Origin of the sequence: Bacillus cereus group sp. MG20 (assembly GCF_040459885.1) — a bacterium.
In the GTDB taxonomy this organism is placed as follows: Bacteria; Bacillota; Bacilli; order Bacillales; family Bacillaceae_G; genus Bacillus_A; species Bacillus_A cereus.
Window position 1 is genome coordinate 2992053 of record NZ_JARVHF010000001.1, and the last position, 18011, is coordinate 3010063.

Sequence of the window (18011 nt, forward strand, 5' to 3'; positions counted from 1 at the left end):
ATAGTTAACATCATTTTGAATCATTTTACGTGATATATTTTTTCTTTTACAATTCTCTTTGTGCAAATAGAAAGAAACGGGGGATTGCGGTGAGAAGAGGTCAAATGATAATAGGGGCTTTAGCGTGTTTAATTGCGAGTATGTCATGGGGAGCGATGTTTCCAGTTGCTGATCATGCGCTAGAATACATAGATCCATTTTATTTTTCGCTTATTCGTTATGGAGCAGTGGCGATAATGCTGATTGTATTGTTGTTAATGAAAGAAGGAAAACAGGCATTTCGTTTAGAGGGAAGAGGAAAGTTACTCGTCTTTTTTGGAACGATGGCATTTACAGTATATAATGTCCTCATATTTTTAGGGCAAATGTTAATGGGTAAGTCGGGTGTAATGGTAGCTTCCATTATGGAATCACTTATGCCGATGATTTCTATTTGTATTTTATGGGGATATAAGCATATAAAACCGAAGAAGTATATGATAACGAGTATGGTTATTGCTTTTGTAGGAGCTGTGTTTGTTATTACAAAAGGTGACATGAGTTTCTTTGTAACATTGAAAGATAATATGTTCTCATTAGCATTTATATTTATTGGTGTTGTAGGCTGGGTTATTTATACGATGGGTGGTCAAACGTGTAGTGATTGGTCAACATTACGTTATTCTACGTTGACGTGTGTATTCGGTACGACTGTTACAGGAATTATAACGGTAATTATTACGTCGCTTGGATATGTTTCAGTTCCTAGTATGGGAACGATTTCTATTGTGAAGTATGATTTGTTATTTATGATGACATTGCCAGGTATTGTAGCGCTACTTGCTTGGAACTATGGTGTGAAAATTTTATCATCCATTAATGGGATTTTATTTATTAATTTTGTACCAATTACGACTTTAGTTATTATGATGATGCAAGGGTATCAGATCACAATGTTTGATATTATAGGGACTGTACTTGTTATTGCAGCGCTTATTCGCAATAACGTTTGCCAGAGAAAAGAAGAAAATATAAATAAGAGAGTTTTACAAGAAGAACAATTACGTCAAGCTGTTTAATAGGCAAATGGAGGATTTCACATGTTAGAAAGTTTATTGTTTTTCTTCGCCGTCGGAGTTGCCTGTGAGCTTGCAGCAATTAATCGAAATGGTCGTAAAAAGATAAAACAACAAGCTGAGCTGATACAGCTTTTAAAAGAATTGAAAGAAAGAAAAAATTAAAAAGACGACCGGGCATAGACGGTCGTCTTTTTCTATATAAAGGGGAAAGGGGACACAAAGTTATACAAGCGTAGCAGCGTAAATGAAAGCAGTAAGAAGAAGAGAGCCGCTAGCTAATCCTAAAAAATCTAATTTGTTAAAAGTAATGTTATTCATAATACATTCTCCTTACTTGTTTAATGCAGAAGCAACAGCTTTTGCATCGAAAAGAGCCGATAATACCATGCCCATTGTATTTAAGAAATTGTTCGTTTTCATTTTGTTCATCATATTGATCCACTCCTTTTCGAATAATTGTTGCCCTGTTTCTGACTTAATTGTATGAAATATAGTAAGAAGTAACTATCGAATTAGCTTACAAGAAAATTACACTTTTGTAAGAATTGAAATTTAACAATTCATCCTTAATTTTATTACCAACTCCTAAAACTTAGTGTTATAATTATTGTAAGAATATGATTATACTTCGGATGTTTAGAAAGGAACGAAATAAATGTACAAACCAATTACATTTTTGTTGAAATATATATTTAAAACAGCTGGGAAAGTAGAAGTACAAGGAAGAGAAAAGCTACCAGAAGGTGGACCGTATGTTGTTGCATGTACACATACAAGTTTTATGGATGTATTAATGTTAGCTACAGGAATGTATCCAACTCAAATTCATTACATGGCCAAAAAAGAATTATTTGAAGGGAAATTCAAAAATTGGTTCTTTAAAAATGTAAATGCATTCCCTGTAGATCGTGCGAATCCAGGACCAAGTACACTTAAAATTCCATCACGTTTATTAAAAGAAGGAAAGGTAGTAGGGATTTTTCCGAGTGGAACAAGATCAGCGGAAGATGTTTCATTAAAAGCGGGTGCTGTGACAATTGCGATGCGTTCTAATGTTCCGTTAGTACCAGCAGCTTATGTTGGTCCATCAAGTGTAAAAGAATTAATAAAGGGGAAAAAGGCACAATTGATTTTTGGAGATCCAATTCAAATTGAGGCTGGAGAACAAATAGATCGAAAAACCGCTATGAAAATGATGACAGATCAATTAAATGAGAAGTTTGAGGAGTTAAAAGAAGCTTTGCAATCAAATCAAAAATAAGAAAAGACGACCGGGCATAGACGGTCGTCTTTTCTATTACTATTTATAATAAAGGGGAAAGGGGACACAAAGTTATACAAGCGTAGCGGCGTAAATAAAAGCAGTAAGAAGAAGCGAGCCACTAGCTAGTCCTAAAAAATCTAATTTGTTAAAAGTGATGTTATTCATAATATATTCTCCTTACTTGTTTAATGTAGAAGCAACAGCTTTTGCGTCGATAAGAGCGGAAAATACCATGCCCATTGTATTTAAGAAATTGTTCGTTTTCATTTTGTTCATCATATTAATCCGCTCCTTTTCGAATAGTTGTTACCCTGTTTCTGACTCAATTGTATGAAATGTTGCGGAAAGTAACTATCGAATTAGCTTACAGAAAAATTACACTTTTGTAAGAGAAACGAATGAAGGTGTAATGATAAGAAGATTTGACATATGTTCATGAGATTCATTAAGTTAAAGGTAGAGGTGAGTGTATGGCTAATATTAAAGATATTGCAAAGATGGCGGGAGTTTCAGTTACGACTGTTTCGAGAGTGTTGAATGATCACCCATATGTAAGTGAAGAAAAAAGGAAAGCGGTTATAGAGATAGTTGAGAAATTGAATTACTCGCAAAACGCAAATGCTGTTCATTTATCAAAAGGAAAAACGAATATTGTTGGTGTGATTTTACCGTATATTAATCATCCGTGTTTTGATGCGATGGTGAGCGGAATGATGGAGACTGCGTTAGCGCATAATTACAGGGTGCTACTTTGCCAAACGAATTATAATAAAAAAGAAGAAATGAAAAGTTTACATATGTTAAAAACAAAACAATTGGATGGTCTTATTATTTGTTCACGTGCAAATGATTGGGAAACGATAGAACCATATGCTTCTTACGGCGCAATAATTGCTTGTGAAGACAATGATATTTCAAACATCTCAAGTGTATATACGAATCATTCAGCGGCCTTTCAATTAGGAATGGATTATTTGATTGAGAAAGGTTATAAAAAAATTGGTTATTGCACGGGAAGGAAATTAGGGCCAAGTAGCCAAAAACGTTTTGATGTTTATAAACAGCAATTGCAATCTATAGACGAAGAGGTTAATGAAGAATGGATTTTTACAGAATGTTTTACACTAGAAGATGGTGTAAAAGTGGCTCATAAGTTAAAAGAGATGCAGGATCTTCCTGAAGCATTAATAGTAGCAGGTGATGAAGTTGCGATTGGGGTTATGACAGAAGTTGAAAAATTAGGGATTCAAGTTCCTGAGGATTTAGCGATTATTGGCTTTGATAATCAACCTATCTCGCAAGTGTTACAATTGACAACTATTGATCAAAATTTAAAGGAGATAGGGAAAACTGCTTTTGAAATGTTGCATAGAAAAGTGAATGACGAGAGTTCTGAACAAGAAAAGCTGGAAATTCCATACGAACTTGTGGAACGCTCTACAGTTTAATCGTAATCCGTTATGTGTATAATCGCATAACGGATTATTTTTTTGAAATATCTTTGACAGGAAACGCGTTTCATACTTTATAAAGGAGTTAAACCGGTTTGTAACAATCCATGGATTCTTTTCAAGAATAGTATTTGGAGGGATATGCATGAATGAACTTTTATTAAGTGTGAACAAGTATATAGAGGATGACGAAAAAATGTTAGCCTTTGTAGTAGGGATCTTTGAGAAGGATAATTTCATGTTATGTTATCAACATGGAATTTTTGTTGCCACTACTAGACGTCTCCTTTTTTACGGGAAATTTCCGTACTATTCTTCAACATTTAAAGAGTATTCATATTTGCATATAGATAGCATAGATTTTCATCCGTATTTTGAATTTACTTGTAGTCATGAAACCATTCGCGCTAAGTATATTCAGAAAGGGAATGTGGGGCGATTTGTCCGTGCAGTTAGAGCAAATATGAATAATTAATCAACCCTCTGTTTAAACATAATATTTCAATTTTTAAGAGGGAAAAAGCGGAATAAAAACCACTTCTAAACCTCTAGGAGATAGTGATACAATGTCAAATGGGGGGAGGGTATGAACTATGGTTAATCAACGTATAAAGGAAATAACACTAATTACAATTGGTTCATTATTATTCGCAATTGGTATTAATTACTTTGCAATTCCAAACCGTTTATCGGAAGGTGGAATTATTGGTTTAACGGTTGTTACGTACTACTTATTTGATTGGTCACCAGGAATTGTGAACTTTGCTATAAATGCAATTTTACTAGCTATTGGTTATAAATTTTTTGATAAGAAAACAATGATTTATACAATTTTAGGGATTGTAGAAACATCTTTGTTTTTATACGTTACAGAACATATTGAGTATCATGTAAATAGTGATACATTATTAGCAGCTTTATTTGCTGGTTTATTTGTGGGTATTGGATTAGGCTGTATGTTCAAAGCTGGAGGTACATCGGGAGGATCAGCAATCTTAGCTCAGTTAGCAAATCAATATTTAGGTTGGAGTGTAGGTAAAGGTGTACTAATTATTGATATTGTTGTAATTGCTGGTTCTGTATTTATAATAGGGCAAGAAAAGGCAATGTATACACTTGTAGCTGTGTTCATTGGAGCGAAGGTGATTGATTTCATTGTAGAAGGAATGGACACAAAAACGGCTGTTACGATTATTTCGAATCAACCAGATTTAATTCGTGAAGCTATTACGAAAAATATGACACGCGGTGTTACTGTATTAGAAGGGCGCGGCGGATATACTGGTAAAAATAAAGAAGTTTTATATGTTGTTATTAATAAACAAGAGCTTGTTAAGTTAAAACAAGTTATTAGCCGGGTAGATGAAGATGCTTTCGTTGTTATACATGATGTACGTGATGTACTTGGCGGTGGCTTTAAAGCAAGCTAAAAGGTGAACGAGCAAATTCGTTCACCTTTTTTAATTCTTACAAAAATGTAAGTGTAATGTAATGAGATTCAATAGTAGATTTTATTCCCCCTTTTTAAAATGGATGTATATATATCCTGCAGAGGAGGAATGTTTATTATGAAGAAAAAAATGATCACTACCATAATAGCGATGATAGTGATAGTAGTAATGTTACTGCCTACGAAACTTGGACCAGTTATCGATAAATATAATCCACTGTATAAGACGAAAGAATACTATACGGTTGTGAATACAATTGGTCAGCATATTGGTGATGAGTGGTATGAATATGAATTTATTGCATTCGATGAACGTGGTAGAGAGCAGAAAATAAAGAAAACGGTTAAGCATATGTTAAAGAGAGATGAAGCATTAAAGGTTTTTGCAAAAGGACGTTACGGTGAATCGATTGAAGAGATTGAGGTTGCAAATATTCCTATAAATGCGAAGAGCAAACTTTTAACGATGAGATAGTGAAATATACCCCCAGCTATTTTTTGTCGAAAATAAAAATACTGGGTAAGGGTATTTTTGAGATTAATAAAAAAGCCTTAGTCCATATAGACTAAGGCTTTTTTATTATATAAAGGGGAAGGGGGTACATTGTAGTAGCATGGGTGAAAGGCATAAGAAGAGTAGCTACTAGCAATGTAATTTGGTTATGTGAGTGTTCTTCTTATTTGGCTTACTTCCTAACTTTATTGTACGAAATATAAGTAAGGAGAACTATCGAATTACATTACACATAACTTACAAACATGTAAGCCTTCTGTAATGTAATTCGATAGTTAAAAGATAGTAATTTTCATATAGTGTAACTAGAAAGTCTCAATGTATTACTTTCTGTTTGTAATGAAGAATGAAAAACCAACTAATTTTTAATAATCCTCATCTGAATAAAGATGGGGATCTTTTTTAAACCTTACAACATTGTAAGGTTTACGTAAGTTAATTCGATAGTAAATTTGTCATATTTTTTGCATAATAGATACAGATAGAAAAATAATTAGGGATCTAGTAAGAAGGGAGAAAAATGGGATGCGTAAAGAAGAAGTAGTGAAGTTACCAATTAAAGATTTCTGTAGCTACTTTACTGTTGCCGTAGTGTGTATTGGATTATTTGATATCATAACAAACTTAATTGTTAAATAATATAGATGCTAAAACAAGAAAGGAAGTCCTTTCTTGTTTTTTTTATGGGGGCATAAAGATGAAATGGATTGATAGTCATATACATGTTAATCAATATAAGGATGAAGAGAAGAGCAGATTACTAAAAGAGGTGGAAAATAGTAAGGAAATAAAGGGGCTTATTGCGGTATCTATAAATTATCAATCTTGTAAGGAAACGTTATCTTTAGCGAAGAAGTATCCCTTTATATATCCAGCGATAGGGTTTCATCCAGAGCAACAGATTCATAAAGAAGAGTGTGAACAGATTTATCAACTTATTGAACAGAACGCAGAGGAAATTGTTGCGATTGGTGAAGTAGGTTTGCCCTATTATTTGAGAAAAGAAGATGAAAGAATTGCTGCAGATCCATACATAGCTGTATTGAAAAAATTTATAGAACTAGCTAGTAAGTATAATTTGCCGATTGTATTACACGCAGTTTATGAAGATGCTGACATTGTATGTGATTTGCTAGAGAAATATAAAGTTTCACGTGCACACTTCCATTGGTTTAAAGGAAGCGATGAAACAATGAAACGGATGATGAGAAATGGTTATTATATTTCGATTACACCGGATGTTTTACATAAGGAGAAGATTAGAAAAATCGTTTCGTATTATCCGCTTGAATATATGATGGTAGAAACAGATGGACCGTGGGAATTTCAAGAGGGTGTTATAACGCATCCAAGAATGATTCGAGAGGTATTAAAGGAAATTAGTTCTATAAAAAACATATCCATTGATAAGGTCGCAGAAACAATATATGAAAATACAAGTCGATTTTATTTGAAAGGATAGGAGAATTATAGTTTTAATCATGTAACGGAAAAAGTAAAAGTTGAATTTATTTAGTAAAATGCCACGGTTTGATATAGGACAAAAAACCACCAAGCGTTCCGCTCGGTGGTTTTGTATTAGGATTCTAATTTTTTCGCACGTTTTAATAATAAAAGAAAGACAATGATAACGAACCCTAGTATAAGGAAGAAGCCATATTGCTTTATATAATCAATTATGTCATTCGCACTGGTTGGTTTTTCAACGTGAATGCCGTCTTTATTCGTCGTAATATGAATATCTTTCATTTTTACTTCATTCTTTTCCTTTTGTAAATCAATCCATTCTATATTTGGAATACTTTCTAGATCCTTTAATACTTCTTTTAATGGTTTCACACCTAAGTAAGGATGATAGAATGCTCCAATAATCCCATCGGATAATTTAGAAACAGATAGAGCACGTTCTTTCATTTTAGCAATAGTTTGTGGCTTATCTTCTTCAATAAATCCGACTGTTTCAGGCGATAGTTTCATTCCATGTAAAAATGACGGAGTACTTGTATAATATGGTGAGTGCATGGATTTCCAAGTTGTATCATTTAACTGTAGTTGTCCTACATAAGTTGAAAAGTATCTTGATAATATTTCATATCCTTTTTGAGACATCGTGTAATGAGGTGCTTCAAAGGCAACAGGATATAGTTTAGCAGCTACAAGTTCTTGAATTCCTTTTTCGATATGATCTTTCGTATATTTTTCCTCAAACTCTTCCCCTTTTTTTACATATTGGTTATATGCCTCTATATTTGGAAAGTCATCTTTTGTCTTCGGTTTTTCATGCTTCGGTTGGCGAATTGGTTGATCTGTTTTTACATCCCAAAATTCAAAGCCCTCACCTGTTTCGCTGTCATAAAATTGGTGAGTATAACCATGCATAATAATTGCTGCACCATCATCTTGCATAGATCGTAAAAGATCGACTAGTTCGGGTTTATCTTTTAGATGTAGTGTTTTACCTGTATCTGGATCTGCATATACAGGAATAACAGTGATCATGTAAGGAATCTTCTTCTCTTTTAGTAATTCAGCAATTTCTTTCAATTGATTTATATCTGCTGCTGGGTGAACATCCTCAAGACGTAAATAAGCTTCAACTTTATTCGTCGTTGGTTTTTGGCCGAAATAAGAAAATAACATTTCACCGACGTAATGAGACATCCAGTCAAAGAGATTAGGTGTTGCAACATAATAAGATGTTTCATGCTGAACGATTAGTGGATTAGTGTTATTTGAGCTTAAAGCGTTAGCAATCACAGTTCCATTCGTATCAAATGATTGAATTAATCGTTCCTCTTCTAAGGTATTTTTTAGCTTCTTGTCTGGATATTCAATTTTGTTAACTCGTATATCGTCACTCTTCAATGTAATGAAAGAAAAACGGTTAGATAATTGTTCAACATTTTGTCCTAATACTAATACAGGGCCGGAGAAGTTTTCTAGAAATTGTTTCGTTTCATTAGAAAACGCTTCTTTTGTTTCACCGATATAAACAATATGTGTATAGGAGGATACGTTATTAATTGAAGTTGCTTCTTTTAAGTTTTTTACGGTTATATCATTTGTAAAATGTCCTAATTGAGTATTAAGGATTTGGACATTATTTGAAACTTTATCGTCTTGTGTACTATACAAAACAAGTACTTTTGGTTTTGATGATGTTTGTGCAGAGGTGTAGGTAGGGATGAGTAGTAAAATGCTGAACAAGAGTGTTAGGCATTTTTTCATTTTGTATGCTCCTATTCTATATATAGAGTTCAGTTTACAATTATATACAATAAATACGTTATAGTCTATGAAAGTTACATTTTTGCACGCATTTACCAGCTGTTTTTTCACAAAATCGGTCTAAAGCATGATGATAATATGTATAGTTATTTGCTATGATAAAAGAGTAATAGAATGTAGGTAATTGTAAAGGGAAGGCTGAAAGGGGACAAATTTCAGCGGAGAAAGAGGTAGAGGTAGTGAAGAAATTCTTTGTAGGATTTTTAGTTGTTCTTGGGGTATATTTATATTTCCAAGGAAAGTCTGAAGGAATGGATAAGCTAGTGAATGGAACAAGCTATGTTGATTCAGAAGAAGCAAAACAGATGAAACAAATTATTATAGAGGAAGCGAAGAAAGTAAATCTTCCAGAATGGATACCTCTTGCAATTGCCGAGCACGAAAGTCGATTAAATCCAAGAAGTGTTGGGGATAATGGAACTTCATTCGGATTGTTTCAACTACACCGCGGTGGCGGGCTTGCACCAGAACATTTAACTGATGATGAGCTAAAAGATCCACGTACAAATGCACAAATTGCAATGCCGCATTTGATGAAAGGATATAAGCGCGGGGTGCAAAAAGGTTTGACTGATTTTGCATTACTGAAATATATAGCGAATACATCTGGATGGCCAGGGAATTTAGGGCCAGAGTGGACGGATAATAACATGAAGTATAACATCGGATTAGAAGATGTGTACTATCGAAATAAAGGTGTAATAAAAGAGTAGGTTTTCTATACCTACTCTGTTTTTTTATGAATAATTTCATCCTTTTCTTTCGTGAAATACTGCGTGAGTTGTATTTTCACCTCTTCTAGTTTTGTAGAAACTTGCGGTATTTTATATCCTACATACAATGGTGAAACGACAAATCTAGGTACAACTTTACAAATGATTTTTCCATTTAAGTAATAGAAGAATAAGTTATAACTACTGCATCCTTTATGGAAATCTGTCAGTATGTAACGTACAGTTTGCTGAATGTAATTTGCCATTTCAGCTATATATGAAATATTATCAATGATTATATTGAATTCAGTGAAGCCAATAATGGGACGCTCTGAAATATTAAGCTCAATGCATTCATTTTTTTGAACAATTAACCCTTGGAAATTTTCTTCTTCAATATTTTCAAGATAATCTACATATTTCATTCCGATAATTTGCATGTGTGCATGATGCAAACTTCCACCTGAAAATGGACCGTGATTTTTATATAAAATCACAGATGCGAACTCTTCGTTCTTCTGTAAGTGTAACCAATGTTGAATAGAAAATTGCATTAATTTTCTCATATGTTCTTCTGTATATGTTGCGATATGATCTTCGCAATTATCGGTTTCGATTAACACTGTTTGAAATGTATCTTGTAATGTAGGAAATTTATTTTTTAACCAAATAATAGAACCATCAGTTGCTAAAATATCCGTTAATTGTTCTTTATCGCAAAATGGACATGCAGCGCTTCTATTCCGAATACTTTCTGGTTTTTGTTTACCAATATCGTTTAAAAAATATAGTTGTTGTGTATCCATTTGTATATATGCCCCTTTAAAATATGTGTAAAAATCCCGCTTAATACATTCGGGAAAAGGAGAAGGAAATCCTCTAAAGGAATAGGGGAAAAATAAAAGACAAGATATCCTCAGTACGATAGGGTACCTTGTCTTTTATTTTTTCTCTAATAGCGTGTATGGATAATATAGAACATTTTCATTATTTTTCTTTTTTCTATTTTTTATTGTGTATAAAGTAATTGCTGTGCTTGCAATGATAATAATGGCTTTCTTCATATTCATATACCCCTTTTTATTGTTGGTTTAATTCTTGGCTAACTGCTTTTGCATCGACTAAAGCGTGTAAAATCATTTTCACCATGTTCATCATATTTCTTCACCCCTTTTTATAGTTCATTTAGTTCTTTTACAACTGCTTGTCCGTTCACTAATACCTCAAAGATTGCTTTTACGATTTCTTTCATCATGTTTGTTTCCTCCTTTTGTTTGTCTCTCTTGTTTACATCTTTATTGTATAGGGAGGCATCTTTTCGTACTATCGTTTTCCATTACGTGAACATAACAGTTTTGTAAGATTTGATGTCACTTATTGAAATGTTTAGTCTATCTTCATTATTTTCAGAAAAATGACTATTCAAACATGAAATTGGAAAGTATAATAAAGAAGTAAGTATTAAATTCCGTACGAAAGGGGTGAATGAGATGAAACGTTCTTTAGCTGCACGTGCCAAATTTTTAGATTTTATCTATTTTTGTCGTGCGATTTTTCATGATGTAGTTGTTAACGGGATACGTATGCCCTTTTTTAACAATTGCATAGTGACTATTGAACGATAGAAATCTCTTCACCCATTTTTAATAAACGTGTGAAAAGGGAGCTATTTGGCTTCCTTTTTCTATGCCGAAAACCATGGGGAATGTTTCTTTCTCATGGTTTTTTATATTGAAAGGAGTACGGAAAATGACTATTTGTAGTGTAAATAATGTAACGAAATCTTTTGGTGGAAACACTATATTTGAAAATATATCGCTTGAAATAAAGAATGGTGAACGTGTTGGATTAGTTGGTCGTAACGGTAGTGGGAAGACAACAATCTTTGGGCTTCTAACGGGAATGGAGAGTTTGGATGCAGGAGCCATTCATATGAAGAAAGGTACACGTATTGGTCATGTCGCACAAATTCCGAAGTTTGATGAGGCTATGACTGTATATGATGTATTGAGTTCTGCTTTTAAAGTAGAAAAGGAATTAGAAAAAGAAATGCATGCTTTAGAAAAAAATATGGCGGTGGAACAGGAACAATCTGCTTTGGAAAAGCTAATGGAGAGGTACGGAGTCATTCAAGAAAAATTTGCGTTTCTTGGTGGTTATGAAATAGAAGCAAATATAATGAAGGTAGCAAATGGCTTACAAGTGACAGACTTATTTTCAAGAGTATTTACAGAATTAAGTGGAGGAGAACAGACGAAAGTAAGCCTTGCATATATGCTATTGCAGAAACCAGATTTACTTCTATTAGATGAACCAACAAATCATTTAGATTTATTTGCAGTTGAATGGTTAGAGCAATTTTTAAAAGAATACACTGGAACAGTTATGGTTATTTCACATGATCGCTATTTCCTTGATGAAGTTGTAACGAAAATTTTTGATTTGGAAGATGGAGAGATTCACGTGTACCATACGAATTATTCTCAGTTCGTTGAGGAGAAGGAAGAAAGATTACTTCAAGAGTTTCAAGCTTATCAGGAGCAACAAAAGAAAATAAAGAAAATGAAAGAAGCAATTAAGCGTCTACGTGAATGGGCAAATCAAGCGAACCCTCCGAATGAAGGATTGCATAAAAGAGCGAGAAATATGGAACGTGCGTTAGAACGTATAGAGAAATTAAAGAGGCCAATTTTAGAACGAAAACAGATGGGTCTTCAGTTTGAAGGGCAAGAGAGAAGCGGGAAAGATGTTGTTGTAATGAAAGAAGTGAGTAAAGGTTTTGCTGGCCGACCTTTATTTGAACAAGCGAATTTACATGTTCGTTTTCAAGAGCGTGCGGCTATCGTTGGTCGTAATGGTACAGGAAAGACTACATTATTAAAACTACTATTAAAAGAAATAAATCCAGACGTTGGTGAAATTCGAATTGGTAGTAGTGTCAAGATTGGTTATTTATCACAGCATACGTATGGAAATGTGAAGAGTAATGTATTGGAAGCGTTTAGAGAGTATGTAGCTGTAACAGAAGGAGAAGCAAGACATATATTGGCTAAGTTTTTATTTTATGGTCCAGCAGTATTTAAGAAAGTAACGCAACTGAGCGGTGGAGAAAAAATGAGGTTAAGACTTGCGCAACTTATGTATCAAGACATCAATTTTCTAATTCTAGATGAGCCGACAAACCATCTTGATATTGAATCAAGGGAAGTTTTAGAGGAAGCCCTTGAGCAATATAATGGAACAATCCTAGCTGTTTCACATGATCGTTATTTTTTAAATAAGTTATTTGAAAAGACGTACTGGATTGATGAATGTAAATTATTTGAGTTTGCAGGAAACTATGCATGGGCTCGTCAAAAATGGGAAGAAAAGCTTGAGAAGCAAGTAATAAAGCAGAAACGCCAAGGGAGAAAGAGTGTTGAAATGGTTCCAGTAAAAGAGAAAAAAGCTAGGAATCTTGAAGAGATTGAAAATGAGTTAATGCATGTAGAAGAAGATATATATGCAATAGAATGTGAAATGGAACATGTAGCTGATGTTGAAAGACTTGAAAAATTATATGAGGAAAAAACGATGAAAGAGTTGTTACGAGCGAAGTTATATAGTGAGTTAGAGAATATTGTGGAGTAAAGAGTAGAAAGCCACTTCCTTTCAGTTTTGTTGGAGGAAGTGGCTTTTTCATAATGATATTTTGCTTTAAAGATTAAATGAAGCGATGTGTTTCACGTGAAACAGTAACTTAGATAAATCCGTGTTCCTCAATTTGCATAGCTTGAGAAGCGTATGAAATGATAAGGTGAAAAATAAATGTCATTAGTGGCTTTTCAATAGGAGTAATCACAAAAACAAAGGCTAATTATTTCCCGAGAGATAAAGTGAAACTTTAATCAGTGGGGGGGTTACTGCCCGGCAAATAGCGGGATAAATATGTGTAACAGAGACTAGTGATTGAAAACGAAAAGAGAGCAAAGTTACAGCTTTACGCGCTGAACTCTGCTCTCTTTTTGCGTGGCATCTTCTCTTGTTGAAATTATAATAGCGATCCCGAGCATGATAAAAAAAGCTAAAAAGAGGACGAACTTTGGGAAGAACGGGAATAGTAATAGCGCCCCGACTATCATAATTGTTAATAATACGTAGTGCAGGACGTATTGGAATAGGTTGTCCATATTTTCGCCCCCTTTTTGGTAATTGGTTATTAGTATTCTATGTTTCATGCTGAAGAAATAGAAGTAGATTTTTAAGTTTTTAATACGAATTATAGCTGAGTTTTCTTAAAGTATAAGGATAGAGTGATAATTTTGGAAAAATTCTAAAAATATTTATTTAGAAAGAATTGACAAAATATACTGAACGATATAAGCTAATAACCATAAAGTCTACCGGAAAGGTCGGGATAAGATTGTTACCCCTCAAAAACATCTGTTTTTTTCTGATTAAAACCGACTTTTCCGATTGGCTATAAATGTGCTGTGGGAGGCATACATAAGCTAATAAGTTCAAAGGGTATAACTATTAAACAGTTAGGGTGGGGACAATGAAGAAAAAGACAAAAAAATGGGCTGGTGTATTTTCAGTATTACTTAGTAGTTCGCTTGTGTTATCTGCTTGTGGGGGACAGGAGGATACGGCTTCTACAGAACCAGTAAAAAAGCAGGATTTAAAAGATTCTAAGATTGAATCAATTCCAGCTACAGATAAAAAGAAAAGTCCAGAGAAAGCAAATCAACGAAAAGATACTTTCATTACAGCCATTTCTAAGCCAGGGGGAGTTTTCCTTCCGTATTTCCAAGATAATGGTTGGGATGGAAATGTAACGTCGGTTATTTTTGCTTCATTAGTAACAACAGACAAACAAAGTAAACCTGTTCCGGATCTTGCAGAAAAATGGGATATTTCTGCTGACCAGTTAACATATACATTCCATTTACGTAAAAATTTAAAATTTAGTGATGGGTCGCCTCTAACAGCGGATGATGTAGCATTTACATTAACACTACTTCATGATAAAGCGTATGAAGGTGGATTGGATATTGCTCAGTATGCTGTTAAAGGTGGGAAAGAATATAAAGAAGGAAAAGCAACTTCTATTGAAGGAATCCAAGTTGTTGATCCACAGACAATTAAAATTACAACTGAAAAAGTTAATTCACAGGCGCTAACGAATTTAGGTGGCCCAGTGCTATCAAAAGCTTATTATGGAAAAGATTATAAACAAAATACAAGTTTAGACTATTTAAAAGCATTATATGGGCAACCAATTGCAGCGGGTCCATATAAATTTGAAAAATATGTTCCAGGTCAAGAAGTCCGCTTTGTTGCTAACGAAAATTATTATGCAGGTAAACCAAAAATTAAAAACTTTATTTACAAAATCACATCAGGTGATACTGGATTCCAATTATTCCAAACAGGTGAACTGGACTATAGTGGATTTAGAGCGAACCCTGAAAATATAGACCAATTAAAAGGATTGGAGTTTGCAAATATTAATCTTGAATCATCAAGTGATATTGCTTATATCTATGTAAATAATAAGAAGTCGTATTTGAAAGATAAAAAGGTACGCCAAGCACTTACTTATGGATTAGACCGTAAGAAGTATGTGGATACAGCTTTACAAGGCTATGGCTCTGTCGCTAACGTACCAATTGCTCCAGTTTCATGGGCATATACAGAAGAAGGTATTAATAAATATCCGCACGACGTAGAAAAGGCTAAAAAATTATTGGATGAGGCTGGTTGGAAAGTAGGTCCTGACGGGGTTCGTGAAAAAGATGGTCAAAAATTAAAATTAACATACTACGCATCAAATACAGGTAAAACAAATGATATCTTTATTCCAATTGCAAAAGAAAGTTACAAAGAAATTGGTGTTGAATTAAATCCAGAGTTGATGGACTTTAATACGATGCTTTCAAAAGTAGGAAAAGGTGACTACGATTTAGCGGCAGTTTCAACACCAGGAATTAGTGATCCAAGTGAAGTTGTAAGTGAGTACTTATCAACTAATCCAAAAAGTGATACGGGTTATAATAATCCGAAAGTAGATGATTTGATTGTAAAAGGTATAGGAACGACAGATATTGAAAAACGTAAAGCGATTTATAAAGAGCTGTATAAAGAGTTAAGTGATGATCCACCAGTTATTTTATTAAACTATCGTAAACTACTGTATGCTCATAATGCACGTATAAAAGGAATTGATCCAGAAAAGTACGATAGCATCAGTTCCAACTTACCAGTGTTATCTATTGAACAATAAGGGTTGACCTAAATAATAGAAGACGTTTTTTCACACAGCAATGAAATGGTAGCTGTTTTGAAAAAATGTTCTTCTATTTTTAAGTAAATAGGATTGGGGAGACAAAAGGTGAAAACATATATCATTCGTAGGTTTCTACAAATGATTCCTACATTGTTTGGTACGTCTATTATTATCTTTTTCTTATTTGCACTCTTACCGGGTGATTATATCGATTCAAATCCAAAATTAACACCAGAGAGAGCTCAAGAATTAAGAGAGTTGTACGGTTTAAATAAACCGATTATTGAAAGGTATTTTCATTGGCTAGTGAATGCTTTGCATGGTGATTTTGGATTTTCTTTACAGTACCAAGAACCGGTAACTTCATTACTTAATAAATTCATTTGGAATACATTTATTGTTGCTGCTGCAGCTTTATTTTTCACTTGGATTATTGCTCTTATTATTGGGGTTATTTCTGCAACAAAGCAGCATTCTTGGTTTGATAGATTGGTAACAATCGGTGTCTTTGCAGCAATGTCATTTCCATCATTCTTTATCGGACTATTTTTAATTAAATTATTAGCAGTTGATTTAAAGTTATTACCTATTGGTGGCATGATTGATATTGGGAGTAACTCAACAGGGATAGCATACATATTAGAAGTATTACGTCATATGATTCTACCTGTATTTATTTTAACGCTTCTTGGTGTAGGATCGTTAACACGCTATTTTAGAACGGGCATGTTGGATGTTATTAGGCAAGATTATATTCGTACTGCTCGTGCAAAAGGTTTAAAAGAAAGAACCGTTATTTATAAACATGCATTGAAAAATGCAATTTTGCCAGCAATTACATTACTCGCTTTTGAATTACCGGGTTTATTTTCAGGAGCCATTATTATTGAACAGATTTTTAATTGGCCAGGGATTGGGAGTATTCAATTAGAAGCATTAAACTTTCGTGATTATACAGTATTAATGGCCTTTACAATGTTTCTTTCTTGTTTAACAATTATGGCTAATTTCTTAGCTGATATTGTCTATGCGTTTGTTGATCCAAGAATTCGATTGAAGTAAGGGGGGAAAGATATGGAGACTATTACACCTATAATAGAGAAAAAGAAAGAACGGAAAAAGAGAAATGAATCATCACCATGGCGCCAAGCGTATAAAAAAATCAAGAAAAATAAGATGGCACTGTGTGGCTTATACGTTTTAATATTTATGTTTTTATTTAGTTTTATTGGTCCAATCTTTTCACCGTATGCTGATGGGAAAGTACAAGTAACACAAATTAATAGACCACCCAGCCTGTCACATTGGCTTGGGACAGACCAGTTGGGACGGGATATTTTAACTAGACTTATGCAAGCAGGGCGTATTTCATTAACAATCGGTTTAGCGTCGATGCTACTATCCGTTATACTAGGAGCTCTATTAGGAGCAATTGCTGGTTTTTATCGAGGAGTTGTAGATCATTTAATTATGCGTGTTGCAGATGTGTTAATGTCCATTCCAGGATTACCACTACTTATTATAATGGGAGCAATTTTATCAGAATGGAAATTACCATCGGAGTACCGTTTATATGTTGTAATGATTATTTTAAGTTTAGTAGGATGGCCAGGACTTGCCCGTCTTGTGAGGGGACAAATTTTAACATTGCGGGAGCAAGCCTTTATGCAAGCGGCAGATGTATTAGGATTAAAAGATTCTCGGAAAATCATTCATCATCTAATTCCTAACGTCTTTCCGTTACTTATTGTTGTAGCAACTCTAGGTGTGGCTGGATCTATTTTAAGTGAGTCCGCACTAAGTTACTTAGGTCTCGGCGTCGTCCCACCTACGCCATCATGGGGGAACATGATTAGCGCAGCTAACTCATTAATTGATTTCCAAAAGCGTCCGTGGTTATGGATTCCGCCTGGTTTTGCAATCTTTATAACAGTTGTATCAATTAATTTACTTGGTGATGCACTTCGTGATGCGTTAGATCCAAAGATGAGACGGTAGGTGAGAA

The 18011-nt window shown here is 34.0% G+C and carries 20 protein-coding genes; 14 read left to right on the forward strand and 6 right to left on the reverse strand.

The features are described 5' to 3' along the window. The first annotated feature begins 89 nt into the window (after positions 1-89). Positions 90-1058, forward strand: coding sequence for a DMT family transporter (locus QCI81_RS15440; protein WP_002004285.1), 969 nt, complete (start codon positions 90-92; stop codon positions 1056-1058). A gap of 21 nt (positions 1059-1079) precedes the next feature. Then, entirely contained in the window at positions 1080-1220 is a 141-nt protein-coding gene (locus tag QCI81_RS15445; protein ID WP_000894065.1) for a YrzO family protein, read from the forward strand. Positions 1221-1280: 60 nt separating this feature from the next. Here QCI81_RS15445 and QCI81_RS15450 read toward each other — a convergent pair whose 3' ends face one another. After that, a complete protein-coding gene (locus QCI81_RS15450; protein WP_001060007.1) occupies positions 1281-1376 on the reverse strand; it encodes a DUF3948 family protein in 96 nt (31 codons plus the stop codon). A gap of 337 nt (positions 1377-1713) precedes the next feature. On the opposite strand from QCI81_RS15450, the gene QCI81_RS15455 reads away from it, so the two are divergent. Beyond that, on the forward strand, positions 1714-2319 hold the full coding sequence (locus tag QCI81_RS15455; RefSeq protein WP_000277778.1) for a lysophospholipid acyltransferase family protein: 606 nt from the start codon (positions 1714-1716) through the stop codon (positions 2317-2319). A 72-nt stretch (positions 2320-2391) separates the two neighbouring features. Here QCI81_RS15455 and QCI81_RS15460 read toward each other — a convergent pair whose 3' ends face one another. Beyond that, positions 2392-2487, reverse strand: coding sequence for a DUF3948 family protein (locus tag QCI81_RS15460; protein WP_001060007.1), 96 nt, complete (start codon positions 2485-2487; stop codon positions 2392-2394). Positions 2488-2792: 305 nt separating this feature from the next. On the opposite strand from QCI81_RS15460, the gene QCI81_RS15465 reads away from it, so the two are divergent. From QCI81_RS15465 to QCI81_RS15485, 5 genes are all read left to right on the forward strand, one after another. Then, positions 2793-3770 (forward strand): LacI family DNA-binding transcriptional regulator, encoded by a 978-nt coding sequence (locus QCI81_RS15465; protein ID WP_001273903.1) that lies wholly within the window; start codon positions 2793-2795, stop codon positions 3768-3770. Positions 3771-3918: 148 nt separating this feature from the next. After that, positions 3919-4248: a PH domain-containing protein gene (locus QCI81_RS15470; RefSeq protein WP_071731299.1), complete on the forward strand. Its 330-nt coding sequence runs from the start codon at positions 3919-3921 to the stop codon at positions 4246-4248. 118 nt (positions 4249-4366) lie between these two features. Beyond that, the gene (locus QCI81_RS15475) at positions 4367-5203 is read left to right on the forward strand and encodes a YitT family protein (protein WP_071731300.1); all 837 of its coding nucleotides are present in this window, start codon (positions 4367-4369) and stop codon (positions 5201-5203) included. 138 nt (positions 5204-5341) lie between these two features. After that, positions 5342-5698 carry a YxeA family protein gene (locus tag QCI81_RS15480; RefSeq protein WP_016083971.1) on the forward strand — a complete coding sequence of 119 codons (357 nt, stop codon included), beginning with the start codon at positions 5342-5344 and terminating at the stop codon, positions 5696-5698. Positions 5699-6434: 736 nt separating this feature from the next. Beyond that, positions 6435-7199: a TatD family hydrolase gene (locus QCI81_RS15485; protein ID WP_071731301.1), complete on the forward strand. Its 765-nt coding sequence runs from the start codon at positions 6435-6437 to the stop codon at positions 7197-7199. Positions 7200-7315: 116 nt separating this feature from the next. Here QCI81_RS15485 and QCI81_RS15490 read toward each other — a convergent pair whose 3' ends face one another. Continuing rightward, positions 7316-8965, reverse strand: coding sequence for a DUF2334 domain-containing protein (locus tag QCI81_RS15490; RefSeq protein ID WP_071731302.1), 1650 nt, complete (start codon positions 8963-8965; stop codon positions 7316-7318). Positions 8966-9204: 239 nt separating this feature from the next. On the opposite strand from QCI81_RS15490, the gene QCI81_RS15495 reads away from it, so the two are divergent. Next, positions 9205-9738, forward strand: a complete 534-nt coding sequence (locus QCI81_RS15495; protein WP_000713249.1) for a transglycosylase SLT domain-containing protein — start codon at positions 9205-9207, stop codon at positions 9736-9738. A gap of 11 nt (positions 9739-9749) precedes the next feature. Here QCI81_RS15495 and QCI81_RS15500 read toward each other — a convergent pair whose 3' ends face one another. Together QCI81_RS15500 and QCI81_RS15505 are read right to left on the reverse strand one after the other, a co-directional pair. Beyond that, entirely contained in the window at positions 9750-10544 is a 795-nt protein-coding gene (locus QCI81_RS15500) for a DUF4931 domain-containing protein (protein ID WP_000381022.1), read from the reverse strand. Positions 10545-10679: 135 nt separating this feature from the next. Beyond that, the gene (locus tag QCI81_RS15505; RefSeq protein WP_001998915.1) at positions 10680-10808 is read right to left on the reverse strand and encodes a hypothetical protein; all 129 of its coding nucleotides are present in this window, start codon (positions 10806-10808) and stop codon (positions 10680-10682) included. Between the two features lie 420 nt (positions 10809-11228). On the opposite strand from QCI81_RS15505, the gene QCI81_RS15510 reads away from it, so the two are divergent. Beyond that, complete coding sequence (locus tag QCI81_RS15510; protein WP_000830643.1) at positions 11229-11363, forward strand: RAxF-45 family protein; 135 nt, start codon at positions 11229-11231, stop codon at positions 11361-11363. A 73-nt stretch (positions 11364-11436) separates the two neighbouring features. Next, a complete protein-coding gene (gene abc-f, locus QCI81_RS15515) occupies positions 11437-13368 on the forward strand; it encodes a ribosomal protection-like ABC-F family protein (protein ID WP_140155682.1) in 1932 nt (643 codons plus the stop codon). Between the two features lie 341 nt (positions 13369-13709). Here the strand turns inward: abc-f and QCI81_RS15520 are convergent, their stop codons facing one another. Next, on the reverse strand, positions 13710-13907 hold the full coding sequence (locus QCI81_RS15520; RefSeq protein ID WP_000369254.1) for a hypothetical protein: 198 nt from the start codon (positions 13905-13907) through the stop codon (positions 13710-13712). Between the two features lie 368 nt (positions 13908-14275). Between QCI81_RS15520 and QCI81_RS15525 the strand changes: the two genes are divergently transcribed. The 3 genes from QCI81_RS15525 (at position 14276) to opp4C (ending at position 18004) form a co-directional block, all read left to right on the forward strand. Next, positions 14276-16003 carry an ABC transporter substrate-binding protein gene (locus QCI81_RS15525; protein WP_071731303.1) on the forward strand — a complete coding sequence of 576 codons (1728 nt, stop codon included), beginning with the start codon at positions 14276-14278 and terminating at the stop codon, positions 16001-16003. 108 nt (positions 16004-16111) lie between these two features. Continuing rightward, entirely contained in the window at positions 16112-17068 is a 957-nt protein-coding gene (locus QCI81_RS15530) for an ABC transporter permease (RefSeq protein WP_000860687.1), read from the forward strand. 12 nt (positions 17069-17080) lie between these two features. Then, positions 17081-18004, forward strand: a complete 924-nt coding sequence (opp4C, locus tag QCI81_RS15535; RefSeq protein ID WP_071731304.1) for an oligopeptide ABC transporter permease — start codon at positions 17081-17083, stop codon at positions 18002-18004. The last annotated feature ends 7 nt before the right edge of the window (positions 18005-18011 follow it).